This is a genomic window from Exiguobacterium sp. s59, from assembly GCF_018617475.1.
GTDB lineage: Bacteria > Bacillota > Bacilli > Exiguobacteriales > Exiguobacteriaceae > Exiguobacterium > Exiguobacterium aestuarii.
Map to the genome: position 1 here is coordinate 97,631 of NZ_JACSKG010000006.1, position 22,309 is coordinate 119,939.

Sequence of the window (22,309 nt, forward strand, 5' to 3'; positions counted from 1 at the left end):
CGAAAAAAAATAGAAACTGACAAAGTCGTCAGTTTCTAGCGAATCGTTACTTGATAGAGTTGATCATCTTGCGGCTGCGGGGTGCCTCGTCCGTCCGTATTATTCGAAATAAAGTACAATGTGTCGTCTTCTAACCACACATCACGAATCCGCCCCACATCTTCGACAATCGTCGTCACTTGTTTCGTTTCTCGGTCGATGGCGACGAGACGCTCGTTCCGAAGCGTTGCCATATAGACGTATTGCTCATCTGTCGCAATACCAGAAGGTGCCCACGACGTGTCACCTACTTCAAACCATGGTGTGACAAGGCCCTCTTGTTCTTGATTTGCCTCAATGATTGGCCATCCGTAATTATTTCCTTCTTCAATCATATTGACCTCGTCATGCCCGCTCGCCCCATGCTCACTCGCATAAAGCATGTCGTCAATCCGACTCAGACCTTGGGGATTCCGATGACCTAGGGAATAAATCCAGTCGGTCGGTTCACCTTCACCCGATAATGGGATTCGTATAATCTTTCCGGCTAACGATGATTCGTCTTGTGCGAGTTCAGGCACGAGCGCATCTCCCGTCGTCACCCAAAGGTTCTCACCGTCCAGCAATAGGCGACCCCCGTTGTGGAAACGCGCACCAGGAATCTCATCAAGTAAGACATTCGTCTCTTCAAAGCGTTCTCCATCCCACGTCAACTCGACGACACGATTTTGAACGTTTCTTCCTGACGATCCGTACGTGTGATACGCGTAAAGTTTACCGCTCGATTCAAAATCTTCGCTTAACGCAAGACCAAGGAGTCCTCCTTCACCAATCTCGAACACGCTTTCCTCGAAGTTCACGTCTTGTCGGGTTACGCCATCCGAACCGTCAATGACGGTGATGGTACCACCACGTTCTGATACGAGCCATCCGTCCTCTGTCCGAACGAGTGACCACGGGATGGCCAAGTTCTCGGCAACTGTCGTCACCTCACCAATTTCGAGTCCCGATTCTTTCGTCGTGCCCGTCTCACGATCAGTCTCTGACTCATTACGTGTCGACTCTTCTGAAACTGGTGGTTCTGTTCCTTCGTTCGTTTGTTCTGGCGTACATCCCATCAGAAACAACAATGTCACAATCCCGATTTGACGTTTCATGTCGGTTCGCCTCCCTTTTCCTCATCATACCCTTGTTTCACGAGCGTTGTGAAGGTTCCGGTGGGCGGGCTGGCAAGCGAGACGAGATGACGAACGCGATGATGGCCGCGACCATCGCCCCGATAAAGATGCTGTTCAATCCGGTCGCGATGATTTGTTCTCCTTGCAGTCGAACAGATGCGTTCAACGTCTCCGTGACGCTCTGATTGAAGAAATCTTCTAATGAAACTTGAGATAGCGCCTCGCTGTTCTTAAAGTCATTGAGTACGACAAAGTTAAAGACGGCCCCAAACACGGCAACGCCAAGCGTTTGACCAACCGTACTCAAAAATGAGTTGGTCGCCGTCGCTGTTCCACGCTGTTGATACGAGACGACAGTTTGCAGGACAACGATAAACATCGGTTGAGACAATCCGAATCCGATGCCAATCAGCGCCACTGCACCGTATACCCACACATCCGCACTCGATTGCGATAACAGTGTCAACGTGAGTGTCCCGATGATCAGTAAACCCATTCCAATCAAGGCGCGCCGTCTCGGAGAAGCCACACCAAGTGTACGTCCACCGATAATCGATGTGAACGTCCACGCGACCGATAATGGCATCAACATAAATCCAGCCTCTGTCGCTGATTTCCCTAACACAGCCTGTGCCCAAATCGGGATGTATGCGGACATCGAGACGAGCACCCATGCTGCAAAAAAGACTGACCCGTTGATGGCAGCAATCGTCGGTTGCTTCAATAATTCAAACGGTAACAACGGAGATGTCGCTTTTCGTTCGGATACGAAGAAACCAACTAATAAAACGATACTGAATAGCCCACTGGCAACAATGGTCGTCGTCCATTCATTCGTCTCACTGAATGTAATGAGCGCATATAGAAATGCGGTCGTCCCACCCGCGAACAAAAGAGCGCCTTTCAAGTCAATCCGTTCAGTCGTCTCAGCGACTTTCTCTTTATAGAAGATGACGATCATGATGAACGAAAGTAACGCGAATGGCACGTTCAACAAGAAGACGTAGCGCCATGACAACGTTTCGACCAAAAAGCCGCCGATGACCGGACCGAGTACACCCGATACGCCCCATACGGCACTTAAAATCCCTTGAATCTTTCCACGTTCCTCATATTTGTATAGATCACCGATAATCGTCATCGAAATCGGAAGCACCGCACCAGCCCCTAGACCTTGCAACGCCCGAAAGACAATCAACTGTTCCATCGACGTGGCTAACCCACATAAGAGTGAGGATAACGTGAACAACCCGATTCCAAACAAGAGGACACGTTTTCGTCCGAATAAATCCGCAACTTTCCCATAAATCGGAGTCGATACGGCCGTAAATAGTAAGAAGGCCGCAAACACCCAGCTGACGAGCGTTGCCCCGTTCAACTCACTGGCGATTACAGGAGTCGCAACCGATACGACGGTCCCTTCAATCGCGGCTAAGAAGGTCGCCAACAAGAGGGCAACCGTCACATTTTTTCTCATACATTCCATCTCCCCAAAAAAATAGTGGCGTCGGAAGGTTCCGAACACCACTTCAACTGTCTATTATTTTGTGCGAGCCACGTGCATTTGACAAGTGTCATCTTGCGATTCGAAAAAGAATTCTCTTAGCCGTTCGTAAGCGGCTTGTTGTTCATGAACGTTTACCTTCCCACAAATGGTACCCGCTCTCATCATCCAGACTTCATCTGACAACATAGCCGCCACATCTAATTGGTGAGTTGAAAACACAATCGTCGCCCCTCGTTTCGCCTCTTCGCGTAGTAAGTCTTGAAGCATTCGCATCCAGATGGGGTCCAATCCGTTCGTCGGTTCATCTAATAGTAGGATATCTGCCGCATTGACGAGTGCTTGTGCCAAAAGGAGGCGTTGTCGCATTCCTTTAGATAGTTCGGTGACGCGCTTCTGCTTATGCTCGTACAACCCGACCCGCTTTAGAGTCTCGGGAGTCGGTCGTGCCTCTTGTAGGATCGCATAATAGGCGAACGTCTCTTCAACCGTCCATGTGTCATCAAACGAAAAGTCGTCAGGCATATACCCAAAGCTTTGATTGTATTTCCTTCGTTCTGTTGTCGTGTAGCCGTTCAACTGAATGACCCCGGTGCTTGGTTCGATTGTACCGTTCATCAGATTCAAAAGCGTCGACTTCCCAGCTCCGTTGCTCCCGCATAAAGCAACGATTCGCCCCGATGCAATCTCTTCACGAATCGGATAGAGCGACCACGTATCGCCATATTTTTTACCTACGTCTATACAATGAATCATGATGTTTTCCTCCAAGCCATTTTCGAAGCAAGCCATAACAAGAGACCACTCGTCGCTAATAAGGTAGCCCAGACTACGACAGATCCAACCGGTTGATTCATCCAAGTTAATAACTGAAGGTAGACACTTCCGAAAATATCGGGAGACGACACTGATGTACTTGCCCAAATTCGCATCAAATCAAATCCATTCACGAACAGCGCGGCAATCATCCCATTCACTTGTATGCCGTAAGGAAGCCAGGAAATGATTGTCACGAGAATCGTCGGCCACAATAACACGAAGACGACCCACGTTAAAAAGGCGAGCAACATCGCCCGGATTCTCTTACGACCAAGCAATCCAAGCAACGTACCGAGTGCCGTCGCATAAATTGTTAATCCGGTCGCGTATGCGAACAGAATGATCCATGTTGTAAACGATTGCCCGACAACGAGCGACGCGATGAGGAATGCTAGTAATAGAACGAGCACCTGTGTGACCAAAAACGAACTGAAGCGAATGAAAATGAACTTCCATTTCGGATACGTGAATGTCGAAAGCAAGTTCAATCGCTTCGACTCCCGCTCTTGTCCCCAATGAAGCGCAGTCGTCAATAAGATAAAGAGCGGAAGTAATAGGCCGAGCACTGTGATGAGCGTCGCACTGATATTCGTATAGTCCGCAGCAATCGGCAGAGCTTGTCCGATTCCCCCGAGTAGAACGAGCGTGATGACCCATGTCAGGAGAAAGGCATAGTTCTCTCGCTTTCGAAGGCTACGTGCCCATTCCATTCTCCATAAAGACATCAGTTACTGCCCTTCTTCTTCCGTATCCATCTCCATGTCCATCTCACTATCTTGGTCCATTCCGTCCATCGAACCTTCGCCGTCCATCATCATATTCATCTCGCCGCGTTCCCATGTATGATCTTTCAATTGATCAAAGTCCATCATTTCGCCACCGTTTTCTTCCATATACGCTTCTGCGTCTGCTTCTTTTGCGAATGAAAGAATATTGTAAGCCATCGGTGTTTTCGACTCTTTGTCATAAACGAACATCGCCTCGTCTAATTCGACCCAATCTTTCGTATTGAAGTCTTTTACATACATGGCAGCAATATCTTCTTCTTTTTGTTCAGGATACCAATCACGCATCAAACATCCGATATCATCGAACGCATATCCTTTTTCATTCTCCATAATCGCTTCCGCCGCAAACTGTTCATCCATGATCTTCATCTTACACACTTCGCACTCTGTTTCTCCCCATTTGATGTCAAACGGTTCTGCCGATGCACTTGAACATGCACCAAGCGCTAAAGATAATCCTGCTACTGATAATAGTCCTGCTACTTGTTTATACGATTTCATGTCGTTTCCTCCCAAATATCCAAATGATGATGAGTAAAAAGATACTCCCTACGCTCCAGATTGACCCGTTCCAATGCCAGATCGCCGAATCAGTTTGTGGTGATCCGTCCGTCAACGATACGTCTTCCGGGCTTCGTAATATGTTTTCTAATAGAAGAAGCCCCGGTGACCCGTACAACAACTCGAATGCTTCATATGAATCCGTCAATAAGAACAAATATGGATCGGTCCGGAATGGAATCTCACTATAGCCGTCACGATTCAGATCAAGTGTCGTACCACCCCAAACATTTCCTTGCACCACGTTTTCCGATGACTTGAACATCGTCACGGGTTCTCGATTCCCCAATAGATTGTTTCGAAGAATCATCATCCCGCTTGCTTGCTTCAATTGAAAGCCAATATCGTTGCCGTTGATTGCATTCCGTTCAAGGATTGTCCCTTCTGACTGTTCTGCATATAAACCGATATGATTTCCGTAAATATGCGTCATCTCGATGATTGTGTCGACAGCTTCATATAACATCAGCCCCGTCGCCGTTCCGCCAAATTGGTCGTGTACATTCCCATTTTGAAAAGTGACTCGATCGGTCCCCATAATCATCGCACCTGTCAGGTTATGATGTAGTTCAGGTACCGAAATCACAACATCGGTCGGAAACATCAAGTGAATGCCGTAACGGGAATGCGAAACGATTGGTCGAACAATCTTGTGCCTAGACCCGTTTTCTATGTATATCCCATCTCGCACTTCTTTCGCGACGACTCCTTTGAGTTCTGATGCTTCGCTGTTAAGAAGTACGATTCCATCCGCCTGTCCGTTCCCTTGAATCGATGTTCGAATGACCCGCACGCCGTAACTATTCTCAATCAATAGTCCAGTTCCCGAGGACTCAATGGATACATCGATTAGTTGATGTCCGAGACCTGATACTTGAACGGCTGGGATATCGTCGCCCTCACACTGTTGAACCGATACATGTTCAAGAACAGCACCCGTCCCCCGAAGAATGAACGCAGGATGTCCACAACTCGTATACATTTCTCCATCCCCATCGAACACTTCGTTTGATTCGATGACGATTGGTTCAGTCAATGGAGTCCGTGTTTCTTCCGCATTCACATAAGGCATCCAACACATAAACAGAATACTGACTAATAATCGTTTCATGCCCCCTCCTTCTCTCAACCGCTTACATCCCCCATTTTACTGAAACCCCCATAGGTATGTGTGTGGTTTATATGGGATTCTTGTGACAGTTTCTTCATAAAAAAAACACAGACGGCGAAGGGGTCGTTTCACCGTCTGTGTCTCGCTTATTTCACTTTGTCTTGCCATACTTTCGTGAAGTCTTGAAGCATCTCTTCACCTGTTTTTTGTCCACCCACGTATGCCTGCATAAGCGCACCGTATTCATTCACCGCACCATCTGGATACTTGAACCAGTTCCATGAGATGGTCTTCCCTTCATTCGAATACGCCAAGATATCATCTGCGAGCGGTCCGAGGTCGTTCGCTTCAATCGACTTGAATGCAGGGATAAATTTAAACTTGTTGACCATATAGTCTTTTCCAGTATCAGACGTCGCCATCCACTCTAAGAAATCTTTTGCTTCTTCCTTATACTTCGAGTTTTTGTTGACGACCCAGTTGTTCGGGACACCGACCGGAAGGCGGTCCATCTTCTCCGCATCGTCGTTGATCGGGATTGGAACGAAGCCCATCTCCATATCCGGATTCACGTCGAGAATCATCTGTTGCGCCCAGTTCCCTTGTTGGAGCATCGCTGTCTCTCCTTGGGCGAACTGTGTGACTTGTGTATTGTAGTCTGTCGTCAACGGGTTCTTATTCCCGTATTTAATTGTTAAATCAAATAGCTTCAAAAATTCTTGGAACTGTTCGTTGTCTTCAAATTTCGCTTTGCTTTCATTAAGTGCTTGAATGAACGCGTCCGGATCGTCTTGTTGCGCCATCGGAATGTTCAACAAGTGGATTCCTAAAATCCAGAACTCTGCATAACCGACAGAGAATGGTGTGATGCCTGCCTTCTCAAGTTTTTCAGCAGCATCTGTCAGTTCAGAGAGCGTTTTCGGCAACTCTTTGATACCCGCTTTTTCAAATAGTTCTTTATTATAGATGAATCCGTACCCTTCGAGGTTCATCGGCATTCCGTATAATTTACCATCCATCGTCATCGGTTCTTTAGCAACTTCCGTCAAATCACCGACCCACTTCTCGCTCGATAAGTCTTCGAGTTTGTCTTTCCACGTCTGCGCTTCTGTGAAGCCACCGTTGTTGAAAATGTCTGGTTCGTTGCCTGAAGCGAATTGCGATTTGAGGGCCGCACCATAGTCCGCACCGCCACCGACTGTTTGAACGGTGACTTTCACACCTGTTTCTTCTTCATACTCTTTTGCCATCGCTTCAAGATCTTTCGCAATCTCCGCTTTGAATTGGAAGACGTTCAACGTGACGTCTTTCTTGTCGCCACTGTCCGCATTTCCTTCAGAAGAACCTTCATCCGTGAGTGATCCTCCGCCACAAGCCGTAAGTGTTAGGACCATTCCAGCCGTCATGACCGCTGTTGACAATTTCCACTTCCGTTTCATCTCATTTCCTCCCTTAAACTCATCCATTCTTTACAAAATCAACTTTAAATGAAAACGCTTCCACTATGTAGGTGTCAAATTTGACGGATAGGGTGGAAAATGTTGCACAGAAAAAACAGGACTCATCTTGTTGAGTCCTGTTCCGTGTTTCTTCTTATTATATTACAACAAGCTGATGCCAGCTTCTTCGCACGACTGAATCACTTCTTGCGGCCAGACCGACGTTTGCACCTCTCCGATATGACGCGCACGCAAGAGATACATCGCCACGCGGGATTGACCGATGCCCCCACCGATTGTTAACGGGAGTGTCCCTTCGAGAACACCTTGGTGGAACGGGTATGCCCGCTTCTCATCAGCGTCTGCTTTTTTCAACTGCGCATCAAGAGCCGTTTCATCTACCCGGATTCCCATCGACGATAATTCAAATGCCGATTCGAGTTCCGGATGCCAGACGAGGATATCACCGTTGAGCGACCAGTCATCATAGTCTGCTGCACGGCCATCGTGTTTCATGCCAGAAGCGAGAAGATCTCCGATTTGCGAGATAAAGACAGCGCCATATTCTTTACAGATTGCACTCTCACGCTCTTTCGGTGTCATCGTCGGATACGTGTCCTCCAACTCTTGACTCGTGATGAAATGGATTGCTTCGGGAAGAATTGCTTCAATGCCATACGTTTTTTCCACTGCCGACTCTGTTTCACGGAGTGCCGCATAAATCGACTCGACCGTTGCTTTTAAATACTCCATCGTTCGCTCTTCCCGAGCGATGACTCGTTCCCAGTCCCACTGGTCGACGAAGAGCGAATGTGTCGCATCAAGTTCTTCATCACGGCGAATGGCCCGCATTTGAGTATACAAACCTTCCCCGACACCGAATCCATAACGTCCGAGTGCCTCACGTTTCCATTTCGCAAGCGATTGTACAATCTCGAGCTCATGTCCCGGATACATCGTATCGAACTGAATGATTCGCTCCACTCCGTTTAGATGGTCGTTGACCCCACTTGCCGATTCAACGAATAGCGGTGCCTGTACTTGAGTGAGTCCGAGTTCACGTGAGACTTTCTCCTCGAAGAGTGCCTTTACTGCTGCAATTGTCTGCTGTCTTTCCTTCATCGTGCTTGTTGCTGTTGTCATTTTCCGTTTCCTCCAATTGTGGAATATTTGAAAATGAAGCCATGAAAAAAAGCCCTCCATTCCCATCGAACATGGGACGGAAGACTTCGGTTCCGCGGTGCCACCCAAATTAGTAGACGAATCTACTCACTTTTTCGAGACAATCATCTCGTAACTCCGATAACGGGGAGCGGTCCGGCTACGTCTACTGGCAAAGCGTTCGGGTAGCGACTCCAGGAAGTTTTTCGACGAAGGGTTAAGACCGGGCTCACACCACCCCCGGATCGCTTGACTCACTACCTTCGTGTACTCGTCCTTTCGACGTCGTTCACAATTGAATTGAGTTCATTATTATAAATATTCAGATTAATGTCAACGACTTTTTTCAAAAAAAAATTAATCCTCCGTGTAGCGAACGGAGGATTCCCTTGGGAGGGTTATTTAATCGAGCCACTTGTGATCCCCTTGATGATATGTTTTTGCATACCAAAGAAAAAGACTAAAAGTGGAACGATTCCTAGCACTAAACCAGCTAACGCAAGATCCCATTGCTTCGTGTACTGTCCAAAGAAATAGAACGTCGCGAGCGGAATCGTCCGTAATTCGACGTCACGGAGAACAAGCGATGGCAATAAGAAGTCGTTCCAAATCCATAGACTATTCAAGATGACAATCGTCACCGTGATTGGCTTAAGTAATGGGAAGACGATGCGCCAAAATACACCCCATGTCGAACAGCCATCAATGATTGCCGCCTCTTCAATCTCTTCAGGGATCGATTTCATGAATCCATGGTACAGGAACACAGAGATTCCAGAACCAAATCCGAGATACATGACCATCAGTCCCCAGTGACTATTGAGTAACCCGAGAATGCTCGAGACTTTCACGAGTGGGATCATGATGGATTGAAATGGAATGACCATCGCTGCCACGAATAAGAAGAAGATCAAGGTGGAAATCCAGTGCTTCGTTCGAACAAGTTTCCATGCTGCCATCGATGTGAAGATGACGATGATGGCATTCGCACCGACCGTAATGAGAAGTGAGTTTAGAAACACACGCCCATAATTCATCGCTTCCCACGCTTCTGTATAGTTCGACGTCAACCATTCATTCGGTAACGCCGATGTATTCGTAAAGATTTCAGCCATCGATTTGAACGAGTTGGCGACGACGTAATAGAACGGGACCAAATAGAGAAGTCCGAGTAAGATGGCGACAAGTTCAATGACTCCAAGATTCCAAGAATACATTCCTGAGCGCAGTGGACGCTGCGGGGCGCGCTTCGGTGTCTTCTCTACGCCTCTCTCGACATGTTCCAATTTCTCAGTGGTCATGCTTCCACCTCCCGTTTCTTCGTCACATACACTTGCGTCACCGTAATCGCAGCTACGACCAAGAAGAAGATGACCGCTTTCGCTGACCCGAGACCATAGTTGTTATTGACGAAGGATTCCGTGTAAATATTTAACGCCAACATTTCCGTTGATTTGAACGGTCCACCGTTCGTGAGTGACAAGTTCGTATCGAACACTTTGAATGACCAGGAAATCGTCAAGAACAAGCATATTGTGATCGATGGCATAATCATTGGCAACGTGATGTGACGTAGCATTTTGAAGCGATTTGCCCCATCAATCCGCGCCGCCTCCATCAAGTCGGTCGGCACATTTTGTAACGCTGCGATGTAGATGACCATGACATACCCGCCACCTTGCCAGATCGCGACAATGACGATTCCCCAGAATGCTGTTTGCGCATCTCCGAGCCATGGTAATTCAAACAGACTCCAACCCGTCAACGCCCCGATTGAGGCGAAACCTTTCACATAAATGAACTGCCAAATAAACCCGAGGATTAATCCACCAATCAAGTTTGGCATGAAGAATATCGTCCGTAAGAAATTTCGTGTCTTAATATTCATCGTTAATAACAAGGCCAATGAGAATCCGACGATGTTTGTCAGTAAGACCGATACAATCGTGTATTTGGTCGTAATCCAAAATGAAGCTCGGAACTGCTCATCTTCAAGAAATAAACGTTGATAGTTGTCAAATCCGACAAAATTCAATTCTCCTGTCACACCGTTCCAATCTGTGAAGCTATAGTAGATTCCGTTAAAAAACGGGATGAGAACGATAGCGACGAACGCTAGAAAAGCTGGTCCGACAAATGCTATGAAACTCGCTGGCTTCTTCCAATTTCGTCTTCGTTTCATCCGTTTCGAAGTTTCTGTCATGTGTATCGCCTCCACTATCAATGTATCGTGAAGAACCTTTTATGAAAACGGATACATTTGACGGAAAGGGTGGAAAATATTGAACGGAATGAATGAATTTCACGCTCTGATGAGTTATGATAAAATCAATGACAATACGAACGGATTGTATGTCAATCGATTCGTTCCGTCCTTTAAAACGTCAAATCCGAATATTAATTGATATATAAAACACATCGTTCGAAAATGGAGGTACTTTCTCATGACAACAACGAAACCATTATCTGATCTAACGATCGCGCAACAAGCTAAAACATTGCCCATAAAAGAGATCGCAGCAAAAATCGGACTACAAGAAGACGATCTTGACCTTTACGGAAAATACAAAGCCAAACTTTCTTACGATGTCCTTGATCGTGTGAAGACAAAACAAGATGGAAAACTTGTACTCGTCACAGCCATCAATCCGACGCCAGCTGGAGAAGGCAAATCAACGGTTACGGTCGGACTCGGCCAAGCCTTGAACCAGTTGAATAAGCAGGCAATCGTCTGTCTTCGCGAACCGTCACTCGGACCGACGATGGGCTTGAAAGGTGGAGCTGCTGGCGGTGGTTTCAGCCAAGTCCTCCCGATGGAAGACATCAACCTCCATTTCACGGGAGACATGCATGCTATTACGTCAGCCCATAATACAATCAGTGCTATGATTGACAATCATCTTCACCAAGGAAATGACCTTGGCATCGATGTCCGCCGTATCGTCTGGAAGCGCGTCCTTGATTTGAACGACCGTGCTCTCCGCCACGTCACCGTCGGTCTCGGAGGTGCTGCTCACGGCGTACCGCGCGAAGAAGGTTTCGACATTACCGTTGCATCTGAAATTATGGCAATTCTTTGCCTCGCTGACTCCTTAAAGGATCTTGAAGATCGGATTAAAAGAATTGTCGTTGCCTACGACCACCAACAGGAACCAATTACTGCTGAGCAAATCGGTGCGGCCGGAGCGGCAACATTGCTTTTGAAAGAAGCGTTCAAGCCGAACTTAGTCCAGACAATCGAACAAACTCCTGCCCTCGTCCATGGTGGACCGTTTGCGAATATCGCCCACGGCTGTAACTCGCTCATTGCGACAAAAACAGCTTTGAAACTTGGTGAATATGTCGTGACGGAAGCAGGCTTCGGCGCCGACCTCGGAGCTGAAAAGTTCTGTCACATCAAGTCTCGAGTGGGAGAGTTAAATCCAGATGCGGTTGTGCTTGTTGCGACCGTTCGTGCTCTGAAGATGCATGGCGGCGTATCAAAAGATCAACTTCACATCGAGAATGTCGGTGCAGTTGGTAAGGGAATGAAATTGCTCGCGAAACATATCGATACGATGAAAAAGCTAGGTCTCCCAACCGTCGTGGCCTTAAATCGATTCAATTCAGATACTGAAGAAGAGATTGCGACAGTACTTGACTGGTGCAAAGCGCACGATATTCGCGCTTCGTTAAGTGAAGTGTGGGCAAATGGTGGAATGGGCGGCCAACAGCTCGCTGAAGCCGTCATTGATGCGGTTGAATCAAACGAAAGTAAGTTATCGCCACTTTACGAGTTAACCGATTCGATCGAACAAAAAATTAAAACGATTGCCCGGGAAGTATATGGAGCGGCTGATGTCACGTTCACCGCAAAAGCCAAAAAACAAATGCTTGAGATTCAACAGAAAGGCTGGGCAGACTTACCAATCTGTATGGCGAAGACACCGTTTTCTCTATCAGACGATCCTTCCAAGTTCGGTTATCAACAAGGATTCACCATCACGGTCCGCGAATTAAAACCATCAGTAGGAGCAGGTTTCCTCGTTGCTCTCACAGGAAACGTTTTAACGATGCCAGGCTTACCGAAACATCCAGCCGCTCTCAATATGGGCATTGATGAATCTGGAAAAGCAATCGGACTTTTCTAATAGGAGGATGACACATGGTTCTTTCGGAGTTGACGTATCCAGACGGATATCAAACAGAAGTGATGGAAATTCGATCAGAGCAGTCCATTGGAAAAATATTCATCTTTCACGGGATGCTTGAACACCATGAAAGATATATTGAATTCGCTCACTTTCTAACAGAAAATGGATATGATGTATTCATATGTGACTTACGAGGAGCGGGATCAAGCGCCCACGACCAACAGACATACGGGCACCTCGCTCCTGGCGATGGGTTTCAGCAACTCGTCGATGATGCTCAGTACTTGATCAACCGTTATGAGGATGATCGCCCTACGTATGTGTTAGGTCATAGTTTCGGTTCTCTTCTTGTTCGTCGACTCGGTCAAACTATGGGACACGCCTTGGCTGGTGTGATTGTCGTCGCCCCTCCCCCACATCCCGGGGTTGCGGGTGAAGTCGGACATCGTTTGATCGCTACTGCTATGAAACGAAAAGGCGCTACACATCAATCCCGTTTCTTTGAACGTCTTTTGTTCGGGCGCTACAACCTTAAGTTTTCACCTGCTCGAACGGATAGTGACTGGCTTTCAAGTGTTCCCGAAGAAGTCGACTCGTATTTAGATGATTCGAATTGCGGAGGCCTCCCCTCACTCGGCTTTTTACACGAAGTAACCCGGGCCTCCCTTGATGTCACAACCTCTGCGCGCATTCATGAACATCCGAAGTCTCTCCCGGTGTTGTTTGTCGCTGGGATGGACGACCCTGTCATACATGATGGGGAAGGATTGAACGGGATCATCGAAAAATATCGTAAGGCGGACGTCGAACTTTCCGTTGCGACATATGACGATGCCAGACATGAAATTTTGCGTGAAGCGGACCGGGAACAAGTATGGTCGGACATACTGATGTGGCTGAAGCAAAACAAAATCCAGTAAATGGTTCAAACTCCTTTTTGAAGGAGTTTTTATTTTTTCCAAATTCCATACAAATAACTTCAATGATTCACCTCTTTTTTAAAAGATAACCTTCTTATCAAAATTTAAGTACGTTATACTTAGACCGCATAGTGAAAATTATCTACATCAATCGATGACCAATCGATTGGTGAAAGGAGTAAATAGACTTTGAAATCAAACTTTACACGATTGAGCGCAGCTGTTCTTATTTCCACTTCATTATTTAGTGGATTGGCTCCCGCTCCATCATACGCAGCAACATATGAAGGAACCGTCAACACAGAGATTTTAAATGTCCGTTCTGACTCGTCTACGACTTCTTCGATTGTTGGAAAGCTAACTGAAGGAACAACAGTAAACGTTTATTCATCGAATAATGATTGGGCACAAATCGAATTTGAAGGTCAAAAACGATATGTCTCTTCTGAATATTTGACCGTCAATACGTCCATTTCTAAATCTTCAACTTCCACTACTACTGCCCTTTACACTGCTAAGGAAGCGACAAATATGTATTCCTCGATGACGACTTCTTCCTCGGTCGTGAGCGCCATTCCGAAAGGTGCGACCATCACTTACATATCGACGCATGGGGCGACGGGTTCGTGGTACAAAGTTTCTTATAACGGAAAAACAGGTTATGTTGCTCAAAAGTATTTTGTTGAGCAGGCATCTGCAAAACAATATGTCGCAGAAATGAACGTCAACTTGAGAGCAGAAATGACGACTTCTTCTGCTATTTTAACGGTAGTTCCTAAAGATGCAGTCGTGGACTATATTTCGACACATGGCGCGACAGGATCTTGGTACAAAGTTTCTTATAACGGGAAAATTGGTTACGTCGCTCAAAAATACTTTTCTGCATACGAGGGTGGTAGTGTGACGCCTCAAGTGAACCCGACACATATGACAACTGATTCAACAAAAGTATATGCATCGATCACAACGACTTCTCGTGTATTGACGACTCTCCCTAAAGGAGCGAAAGTCAGTCTTCAATCCACATATGGCGCGACAAATTCGTGGGGTAAGATTTCTTATAACGGAATCACTGGCTATGTAGCCATGCGCGACTTACAATCGCTGACTGCACCTAAACCGATGTACATTAGCAATCAAACGACACTTTACAACTCTATGTCGTCAAGTAAGAAAGCCATTCGTACGTTAACACCTGGTACAGCGGTGTCTCAACTTTCTACTCATGGCGCGACTGGATCATGGTCTAAAGTGACCTATCAGTCTACGACAGGATATGTCCCGACGCGTGATCTCTCTGAGAAATTCACACAAGTGGTGACACCTTATTACGCTCAACAAGATACGAAGTTATATTCTTCGATGTCTAGTTCAAAAACGGTGTTACAGGCTATTCCAAAAGGAGCTAAAGTTGATCAATTTGCGAAATTTGGAGCGACCGGTTCATGGTATCAAGTCCGTTACAACAACACGACTGGTTATGTTGCAGCGCGTGACTTTGCATTAACGCCGCCAACAACGACGCCAACAGAACAATACGGTCCAGAAGCCGAGTACCGGATCTATGTAGAAGGTGGCAGTACGTTAAACGTACGCTCTACCCCTGCCGTCCAGTCAGACAACCTTGCTGGAACGTTGAACACCGGGACGATTGTCAGTGTGAAACCGATCATCGGTTCAGATTGGGGATTATTGACGAACGGTACGTATAGCGGAAACTATATTCACATGGATTACGCAATCCCTGTCACGACAACGCCACCAGGAAGCGGTGTCATCAAGAACGTTTTCTATACGAACTATCCGATGTCTGTTCGCGACATGGCAGAGCGTCAATATAATCAAATCGCCTTGACAGATTTCCATCGCTACGAAAAAGCTTATTTGCCAAGAGCTTGGGTCAGTGTCACTGATAACGTGGGTACAATCGTCAATCAGGATATGACCGTCATCTCAAACGTAGGTGCTGCTTTAAAATCGTCTGCTTCATCAACTTCTATGACAGTGGCAACAGTTCCGAAAGGTGCAACAGTTCAATATGTAGAACGCGCTTCTTCTTCTTGGTATAAAGTCAAATACGGTACAGCCACGGGTTATATCACATTGAGTTCCGTCGTCGGTAAGGCCAACATTTTAAGCCAACCAAGCCTTACATCTCATCCATACGGTCAAATCAACCCAGGCGAAAAAGTAACCATCACTGGACAGACAGGCACTTACTACACTGTTTCTTACAAACGGCCATCGGGGCACAACCTTCGAGTGTTTGACAACATTTGGCGTCGTGCATCAGTCGACGAAGTGTTGACATATGTTGACCCGACTGGCATCGATCCGAATTCACGCTCGTTCTACCAATTCTTAGATTTATCGAAGAGTGCCGGAACGACAGCGACAACACTCAATAAGCTACTCCTGTCGAAAGGTACACTTAGTGGCTTAGGTCAAGCGTTCGTAACTGCCGGTAGTCAGTATAATATCAACGAAGTTTATTTGCTTTCGCATGCACTTCACGAAACGGGTAACGGTACCTCAAAACTAGCGTCTGGTGTACCCGTTGATAAAGATGGAAACGCCTTGATTAACTCAAATGGTGACCGCATTTATCCGGAGCGGCCTGTAGCTGCTACTGTATACAATATGTATGGCATTCAGGCCTTCGACAGCAATCCACTCGGAAGTGGAGCCAAATATGCGTTTGAACAGAAATGGTTCACGCCTGAAGCAGCCGTGATTGGCGGAGCCTACTGGATTGGTTCTAGCTACATTAATCACCCAACTTACAAACAAAACACACTTTATAAGATGCGTTATAACCCTGATTCTCCAGGTACGCATCAATACGCAACGAATATTGCTTGGGCAGATATTCAAACGAGACAGATCTATGACGTCTATCAATCGCTTGATGCCTATACACTCAATTTCGATGTTCCAAAATATCAATAAAAAAATGAGACACGCGCCTATGACTTGGCGTCGTGTCTCATTTTATGTCCATTCGACTGAGTCGATGATAGATTCGATCTCCATCTTTTCATTCGTCACTTGATCGGCGACATACGTCATGAACAAAAGACGTTTTCCGTCCGTCAACGACCATACATCTAGATGCATCCCGTCTTCGATCCCGCTTGCGTAAGCTGTCGTCATGTTACCCGTCTCATCCGTCACGCTCGGCGCCACTTTTACATCGATCGGAAACTCTCCTAAGAACGTATTGAGTTCGCGTAAGACGGCTTCTTTAGGTTCTTGTGAATCTTCAGATTCGTAGATGGAAATTTGAAGCGTTCCTTGCGCATCCTCTTCTGTTGAATAGAAGCTCACGTAGTCTTCTTCTTCATTGTATTCATAATGTTCCGGATACGTCAGGCGGAACCACCCATCAATTTCATACTCTTTCATGCTGTTTTCTCCTTTACTTGCTTAAATGCCAGTCCCGTGACCATTTTTGCTTGTAGTGCGTATTTTAGTCGTTCGGTCACGTAAAGACGTTGGCTATTTACATCTTGGGCAATCATATGTCCGAATAAATTCATTCGAACCGTTTGATTGGATAGGAAATAGAATCGATCCGTACTTAACGGGCGATACTCGTTCGAGTGTTCGAGGTATTCGATTTCAAAGCGTCGAAGTACATTAAGCGCGCAATACCGATCGGTCTTCCCTGTACTTGTATGAAGCTCGACACGGACGAGCTGAACGTCATACGGACAGACATTCATAAAGATTGGACTTACCCGCTCATGGATCAAGAGGATGCCCATATCTGTTTCAATTAGATCGGGTAAGGCTCCCTCATCTTGCGAGATACTCAATACGACGTACGGTCGGTTCGATGGTGCAAGCAATTCCCCTTTGTAAAATCGAAATCGCTGAATCCCTGTCAGAACTCGTGCACGCCAAGCACTTCCTCGTGCTTCCGCTTCCATTCGATACAACCTCTCTCCACTCACGCTTACTCCCCCTTCACTTGTTTGAGCGCATCGACGAATGTCTCCCATTCTAGGTTGTCACAAACAACCTTATTTTCCAATCCCCATTCTTCATCGATTGTCAAACGTACTTCGTTCGATTCAGGGTGACGTATCATTCGAAGATCTCCAATTTGAATCGTATCTGGTGAAATGGAAAATGTACGACTCGGCAATCCGATCCACTTAACCCGATTCGAGCGTAATACGACATACCATTCTTCATCGCGGTGAATGGAAAACGTCCAGTTTCGGAGAGACACTGTCGTGTCTGTTTGTTTGGACTGCTTCAACATTCGAAATCCTTCGCCCATCAGTCGTAAATATGATTTTCGTTCACTCATATTTGATTTCTCCCCTTTTTTCTATTATCTTCGTTGTGGATAGGATTCTGCAACCTAAAAAGTTTTTTAAAAAAGGGTTTGCAAATAGAATCTGATATGCTATTATATCAAAGTAACGTTAAGACGTTTCGCGGGTGTAGTTTAATGGTAAAACCTCAGCCTTCCAAGCTGATGACGAGGGTTCGATTCCCTTCACCCGCTCCATATTCTTTTCTTCATGCGGGTGTAGTTTAATGGTAAAACCTCAGCCTTCCAAGCTGATGACGAGAGTTCGATTCTCTTCACCCGCTCCAATATCGACATATACGCGAGAGCCTCTCGCACACATACAATGCACGGTTGAGACCTTGCAAAAGCAGAAAGTCATCTGACTTTCTGCTTTTTTGTTGTTCCTTCGATTATTTTGGGGAAAAGAGTGAATGAACCTAATCAGATGAGGAGGAACTCTTTTGATTCAAGCGAAACTGCAATCATTCACGATTTACGAAAGTGCATTAATGCGAACCACATCGACCTTGATTGATACACCAGACGCCATTCTCTTGATTGATCCGACGTGGCTTCCTGAAGAGATCGCCACGATTCGTCGGGATATCGAGCTAAACCGTAATGATCGTCCACTTTACGTCATCTTCACTCACCATCATTTTGATCACATTATCGGGGCTTACGGCTTTAAAGATGCGACGACGATTGCCTCACAGGCGTTTGTTGATGCCGATTCATCTGATCAGTTAGATGAGATTCGAGAGTTCTATGAGCAGCACTATATCGATCGCCCGATTCAAAAACCCGAAATTGATATCGTGGTTCAACCGAACCAGACACTTCTACTCGGTGCTGTTCCTGTTACATTTATTTCGACACCCGGTCATGATGCGACACACTTGTCCATTCTGATTGAATCGATGAATCTACTTGTTTGTGGAGATTACGGTTCGAATATCGAGCCACCCTTTATCGAGCATGACCCGAGCGCTTATCTCGAGACACTCCAAACGTTACAATCTCTCATTTATGAACATGAAATTCAATGGTTCGTGCCGGGACATGGTGACCTGTGCGACAATCGTAGTAAGATGATTGAACGATTGAGCGCAGGTGAAGAATACATTTTGGCACTTCCCGAAAACCGTCATTGGTCTCCTATGTGGCCAGAGCATTCCTTTTTCGACCGTGTTCATGAACGCAATCGAAAAATGGTGGAACAAAAAGAGACCGATCGCCGGTCCCGTCAACAAGATTACTAAAAAAATCGCAACGTCTCCCCAAGACGTTGCGATTTCCCCCTATGTAGACCTATTTCTTTGTGACGCGTTCTGAGCGGACCGTGAACATACGGTCAACCCCATAGATCGTTACTCCCGTCAGAGCGAGTAACCCAATCATTGCAGAAGAAAACATGACCATCCCCCCATTGTTCACAGTTTCGTCATAATCACCCCGTGCTTTCATTATAGAAGAGCATTTCAAAAAAAGAAAGCGTTTTCTTCAAACTTTCTTCACATATGTTAAATTCAGCATCTTGTGTTTTTTGAAACAACTTGTCTCTTCCATTTGGACAGACACGTGTAAAGATGTGTAGCTTTTGTGGAATGTGGGAATACATGATGTAAGGATAAAAAAGAGACAGAAGCTGCTCGTCGAGGAGGAAGAGGTATGATTAAGTACGGTACATTGGTGCGAATCGAGGGAAAATATGCCGTATTGAGATGGAATAACGGCTCAAGTTTCATCCCTAGACGATTCCTACCTTCCGAAGCACGTGTTGGTGATACAATCATTCGAGACAATCATCATTATTATCTTGAAGAAGATATGACCCCGAACTTTGATGCGTTGATCAAACAACACTATAAAAGCTGAACGATTTGCCCTACCAAACAGGGCAAATCGTTCAGCTTTTTTGACACATTAATCTAATGCCTTTTCGATTTGTTGCTGAATCCACGTTTCATCGACGGGACCGGTCTGCTTCGCCACAATGATCCCCTGTTCATCTAACACATACGTCGTCGGTAACGCGACGACGCGATATTGTTGCTCCACGACTGCCTCTTCATCTAACAAAATTGGAAAATCAACCGGGTACTCCTTTAAAAAAGCCTCGACATCAGCTTTTCCACGTCGTTCATTTTTCGTGACGTTCACCCCAAGGACAGGGATCCCTGTCGCTTTTTCAAATGACACAAGTTCAGGAAACTCGTCTCGACAAGGCGGGCACCATGAAGCCCAAAAATTAATGACTACCGGCGTTCCTTGGAACTGTGAAAGGGTGAGACCCTCACCACCCAACGTATTCAAGGCGAAGTCCGGAGCTTGCTGCCCCACTTCGAGTCCTCCTAAGGCTGATTCATTTTGGACGATAGGAACCGCTTCTTCTTGCTTTTGCGACATCATATATTCTTCGTATCCTTTATAGGCGAGCCCAGCAATCAATAGAAGGATGAGCGTTCCGATTACGATTCTTTGTAAGCGCATCATTTACCCCTTGTTTGTTTTACTTAAGATTTCTACACTTAACTTATCACAAACCGTAAAGGAGCGTATGTATCGTGCAACTTCAAAACGAAAAAATTCAGATTACATTAAAAGCACAGGGTGCGGAAATGACCAGTTGGAAAGTATCCGACAAGGAATATTTATGGCAAGGTGACCCGACATATTGGGGACGACAAGCCCCAATCCTTTTCCCAATTGTCGGACGCTTATTAGATGACCAGTATATATATGAAGGCAATACGTATACGATGAGTCAACACGGCTTTGCTCGTGACGCAATTTTCGACATTGAATCATCGACCACTTCTTCCGTCCGTTTCACCTTAAAAGATACGCCAGAATCACGTCAACATTATCCCTTCCCGTTCGTGCTGAACGTATCGTATCAACTCGTAGGCGAAGAAGTGATTGTCACATATCGTGTCCATAATCCAGGTGAAACCGTTTTACCATTCAGTATCGGTGGGCACCCCGCTTTTAACATCCCTTTCATGGGTGGCGCGTTCGAGGACTATACACTCGACTTCGGAGAGGTGCGTACAATGGACCGCTATTTATTAGAGGGTCCTTACCTGACAGGAGCCTATCAACCATTAGGTGAACGCCAATATATTCCGCTCACCCGATCGCTATTTGACGACGATGCATTGATTTTCGAAAATGTCGAGTACGCTGCACTACGTCATCAGCCTTCAGGCACGGCGATTGTGATGGAGAGCCCCTCGTTTACTCATTTTGGAATTTGGTCTCCACCCCATAAAGACGCTCCATTCGTTTGCCTTGAGCCGTGGTTCGGACACGCAGATTATAAAGGGCATCGGAAAGATTTTATGCACAAAGAAGGAATTCAACTCCTTTCCCCAAACGAGACGTTCGAAGCGAGCTATACTCTATATATCGAACACTAAAAAAACAATCCGACGATCATCGTCGGATTGTTTTTGTTCGTTAGAAACGATCTTCTTGTTCTGCCTCATATTCTGATGGCGGTTTTTTCATAATGATTGCCAAGACGATATAAATAAGAAGTCCTGGACCACCTAAGAGTGCCATCGCCACAAATAGAACACGCATGATCGTGACGTCCACCCCTAGATAGTTCCCGAGCCCTGAACAGACTCCGGCAATCATTTTATTATTTTCATCTTTATACAACTTGCGTTCCATATCATCTTCTCCTCAACTCGTTATGATCGTTGTGGTCGGCGTAACGTGGTTCTACCTCCATTTGCCACTTCTCCACGTCCTTCAAAATCAAGCGCTTCATTAATCGGTGTACTACCTGACTTAATTTCGATTCGGCGACCGTATAACCCACGGTTATCAAGAGATGCAGAGATGACAGTCGCGACATCCGTCTCGGAAATCGTCGCACCATCCGCATCGTTCAAATCTTCAGATGCTTCGATGGAGCCTTTACTCGGTTCATCGACAATGGTCACTGGGCAAATGATCGTATAGTTCAAACCGCTATGTTCGATATATTCGTCGGCGGCATTGTTGGCTGACAGAAAATTAAAGAGTTCCTTCGGTGCGGCATTCGGTTGATCCGCTCCATATGCACTGAGCAAGACGACATGACGGACACGTTCTTTTTTAGCAGCGTCGATCGCGTTCATCGCGACGTTTCGGTCGAGCAGTTCGATTTCAGTACTTGATCCGTCTGCACCGGCAGTCGCCGCAATGATGACTGCATCTTGTCCACTTGTCGCCTCATGAACTTTTTTCTCGAGTTCTTTCTCGACATCAACCGTCAATACATGCGCACCCATTTTTTCGTACTCTGCTTGTAGTTCAGGATAACGAATTAAAGCGGTCACTTGATGGGTCTTCGCTAAACTTTTCAATACACGTTTCCCAATCTTTCCTGTTGCTCCAATGACTAATACTTTCATT

At 46.1% G+C, this 22,309-nt stretch carries 22 protein-coding genes, 2 tRNA genes and 1 other annotated feature; of the genes, 8 read left to right on the top strand and 16 right to left on the bottom strand.

What is annotated here, in order from left to right; translation table 11 throughout:
- Positions 1–35 precede the first annotated feature (35 nt).
- The 10 genes from KNO91_RS12625 to KNO91_RS12670 form a co-directional block, all read right to left on the bottom strand.
- A complete protein-coding gene (locus KNO91_RS12625) occupies positions 36–1,136 on the bottom strand; it encodes a PQQ-dependent sugar dehydrogenase (protein WP_214796375.1) in 1,101 nt (366 codons plus the stop codon).
- A 37-nt stretch (positions 1,137–1,173) separates the two neighbouring features.
- Positions 1,174–2,634 carry an MDR family MFS transporter gene (locus KNO91_RS12630; protein WP_214796373.1) on the bottom strand — a complete coding sequence of 487 codons (1,461 nt, stop codon included), beginning with the start codon at positions 2,632–2,634 and terminating at the stop codon, positions 1,174–1,176.
- A 63-nt stretch (positions 2,635–2,697) separates the two neighbouring features.
- Positions 2,698–3,417 (bottom strand): ABC transporter ATP-binding protein, encoded by a 720-nt coding sequence (locus KNO91_RS12635; RefSeq protein ID WP_214790622.1) that lies wholly within the window; start codon positions 3,415–3,417, stop codon positions 2,698–2,700.
- Positions 3,414–4,205 (bottom strand): hypothetical protein, encoded by a 792-nt coding sequence (locus tag KNO91_RS12640; RefSeq protein WP_214818260.1) that lies wholly within the window; start codon positions 4,203–4,205, stop codon positions 3,414–3,416. Before KNO91_RS12640 ends, KNO91_RS12635 begins: the two co-directional genes overlap by 4 nt.
- 3 nt (positions 4,206–4,208) lie before the next feature.
- Positions 4,209–4,769 carry a nitrous oxide reductase accessory protein NosL gene (locus KNO91_RS12645; RefSeq protein WP_214790626.1) on the bottom strand — a complete coding sequence of 187 codons (561 nt, stop codon included), beginning with the start codon at positions 4,767–4,769 and terminating at the stop codon, positions 4,209–4,211.
- Positions 4,756–5,940 carry a NosD domain-containing protein gene (locus KNO91_RS12650; protein ID WP_214818263.1) on the bottom strand — a complete coding sequence of 395 codons (1,185 nt, stop codon included), beginning with the start codon at positions 5,938–5,940 and terminating at the stop codon, positions 4,756–4,758. The genes KNO91_RS12645 and KNO91_RS12650 overlap by 14 nt, the downstream gene beginning before the upstream one ends.
- Positions 5,941–6,086: 146 nt before the next feature.
- The gene (locus tag KNO91_RS12655) at positions 6,087–7,379 is read right to left on the bottom strand and encodes an ABC transporter substrate-binding protein (protein ID WP_214818265.1); all 1,293 of its coding nucleotides are present in this window, start codon (positions 7,377–7,379) and stop codon (positions 6,087–6,089) included.
- Between the two features lie 162 nt (positions 7,380–7,541).
- Positions 7,542–8,522 carry an aspartate--ammonia ligase gene (gene asnA, locus KNO91_RS12660; RefSeq protein ID WP_214818267.1) on the bottom strand — a complete coding sequence of 327 codons (981 nt, stop codon included), beginning with the start codon at positions 8,520–8,522 and terminating at the stop codon, positions 7,542–7,544.
- 69 nt (positions 8,523–8,591) lie between these two features.
- Positions 8,592–8,832, bottom strand: a binding site (T-box leader).
- 106 nt (positions 8,833–8,938) lie between these two features.
- The gene (locus KNO91_RS12665) at positions 8,939–9,757 is read right to left on the bottom strand and encodes a carbohydrate ABC transporter permease (RefSeq protein ID WP_214796468.1); all 819 of its coding nucleotides are present in this window, start codon (positions 9,755–9,757) and stop codon (positions 8,939–8,941) included.
- Positions 9,758–9,837: 80 nt separating this feature from the next.
- Positions 9,838–10,743, bottom strand: a complete 906-nt coding sequence (locus KNO91_RS12670) for a carbohydrate ABC transporter permease (protein WP_371816667.1) — start codon at positions 10,741–10,743, stop codon at positions 9,838–9,840.
- A gap of 241 nt (positions 10,744–10,984) precedes the next feature.
- Between KNO91_RS12670 and KNO91_RS12675 the strand changes: the two genes are divergently transcribed.
- From KNO91_RS12675 to KNO91_RS12685, 3 genes are all read left to right on the top strand, one after another.
- Positions 10,985–12,670 carry a formate--tetrahydrofolate ligase gene (locus tag KNO91_RS12675; RefSeq protein ID WP_214790634.1) on the top strand — a complete coding sequence of 562 codons (1,686 nt, stop codon included), beginning with the start codon at positions 10,985–10,987 and terminating at the stop codon, positions 12,668–12,670.
- 14 nt (positions 12,671–12,684) lie between these two features.
- Entirely contained in the window at positions 12,685–13,593 is a 909-nt protein-coding gene (locus tag KNO91_RS12680; protein ID WP_214818269.1) for an alpha/beta fold hydrolase, read from the top strand.
- Positions 13,594–13,782: 189 nt separating this feature from the next.
- Complete coding sequence (locus tag KNO91_RS12685) at positions 13,783–16,542, top strand: SH3 domain-containing protein (RefSeq protein ID WP_214796356.1); 2,760 nt, start codon at positions 13,783–13,785, stop codon at positions 16,540–16,542.
- A gap of 42 nt (positions 16,543–16,584) precedes the next feature.
- On the opposite strand, the gene KNO91_RS12690 is transcribed toward KNO91_RS12685, so the two are convergent.
- Genes KNO91_RS12690 through KNO91_RS12700 form a run of 3 tightly spaced genes read right to left on the bottom strand, consistent with a single transcriptional unit; the run spans position 16,585 to position 17,911 of the window.
- A complete protein-coding gene (locus KNO91_RS12690; RefSeq protein WP_214796354.1) occupies positions 16,585–16,998 on the bottom strand; it encodes a DUF3805 domain-containing protein in 414 nt (137 codons plus the stop codon).
- Entirely contained in the window at positions 16,995–17,549 is a 555-nt protein-coding gene (locus tag KNO91_RS12695) for a hypothetical protein (protein WP_353047465.1), read from the bottom strand. The genes KNO91_RS12690 and KNO91_RS12695 overlap by 4 nt, the downstream gene beginning before the upstream one ends.
- A gap of 2 nt (positions 17,550–17,551) precedes the next feature.
- On the bottom strand, positions 17,552–17,911 hold the full coding sequence (locus KNO91_RS12700; RefSeq protein WP_214796353.1) for a hypothetical protein: 360 nt from the start codon (positions 17,909–17,911) through the stop codon (positions 17,552–17,554).
- A gap of 130 nt (positions 17,912–18,041) precedes the next feature.
- Between KNO91_RS12700 and KNO91_RS12705 the strand changes: the two genes are divergently transcribed.
- The 4 genes from KNO91_RS12705 to KNO91_RS12720 all read left to right on the top strand — a co-directional run bounded on the left by KNO91_RS12705 (position 18,042) and on the right by KNO91_RS12720 (position 19,777).
- Positions 18,042–18,115: transfer RNA gene (locus KNO91_RS12705), tRNA-Gly, on the top strand.
- Between the two features lie 15 nt (positions 18,116–18,130).
- A tRNA-Gly gene (locus KNO91_RS12710) sits at positions 18,131–18,204 on the top strand.
- A gap of 156 nt (positions 18,205–18,360) precedes the next feature.
- Positions 18,361–19,161, top strand: a complete 801-nt coding sequence (locus tag KNO91_RS12715) for an MBL fold metallo-hydrolase (RefSeq protein WP_214796351.1) — start codon at positions 18,361–18,363, stop codon at positions 19,159–19,161.
- Between the two features lie 409 nt (positions 19,162–19,570).
- Positions 19,571–19,777 carry a DUF3006 domain-containing protein gene (locus tag KNO91_RS12720; RefSeq protein WP_015880796.1) on the top strand — a complete coding sequence of 69 codons (207 nt, stop codon included), beginning with the start codon at positions 19,571–19,573 and terminating at the stop codon, positions 19,775–19,777.
- A gap of 48 nt (positions 19,778–19,825) precedes the next feature.
- Here the strand turns inward: KNO91_RS12720 and KNO91_RS12725 are convergent, their stop codons facing one another.
- Positions 19,826–20,392 (bottom strand): TlpA family protein disulfide reductase, encoded by a 567-nt coding sequence (locus KNO91_RS12725; RefSeq protein WP_251126194.1) that lies wholly within the window; start codon positions 20,390–20,392, stop codon positions 19,826–19,828.
- A 74-nt stretch (positions 20,393–20,466) separates the two neighbouring features.
- Between KNO91_RS12725 and KNO91_RS12730 the strand changes: the two genes are divergently transcribed.
- A complete protein-coding gene (locus KNO91_RS12730; protein WP_214818271.1) occupies positions 20,467–21,321 on the top strand; it encodes an aldose 1-epimerase family protein in 855 nt (284 codons plus the stop codon).
- Positions 21,322–21,361: 40 nt separating this feature from the next.
- Here KNO91_RS12730 and KNO91_RS12735 read toward each other — a convergent pair whose 3' ends face one another.
- Both KNO91_RS12735 and KNO91_RS12740 read right to left on the bottom strand, forming a co-directional pair.
- Entirely contained in the window at positions 21,362–21,580 is a 219-nt protein-coding gene (locus KNO91_RS12735; protein WP_214790648.1) for a PspC domain-containing protein, read from the bottom strand.
- 20 nt (positions 21,581–21,600) lie between these two features.
- Positions 21,601–22,308, bottom strand: coding sequence for an SDR family oxidoreductase (locus KNO91_RS12740; protein ID WP_214696467.1), 708 nt, complete (start codon positions 22,306–22,308; stop codon positions 21,601–21,603).
- Between the last annotated feature and the right edge of the window lies 1 nt (position 22,309).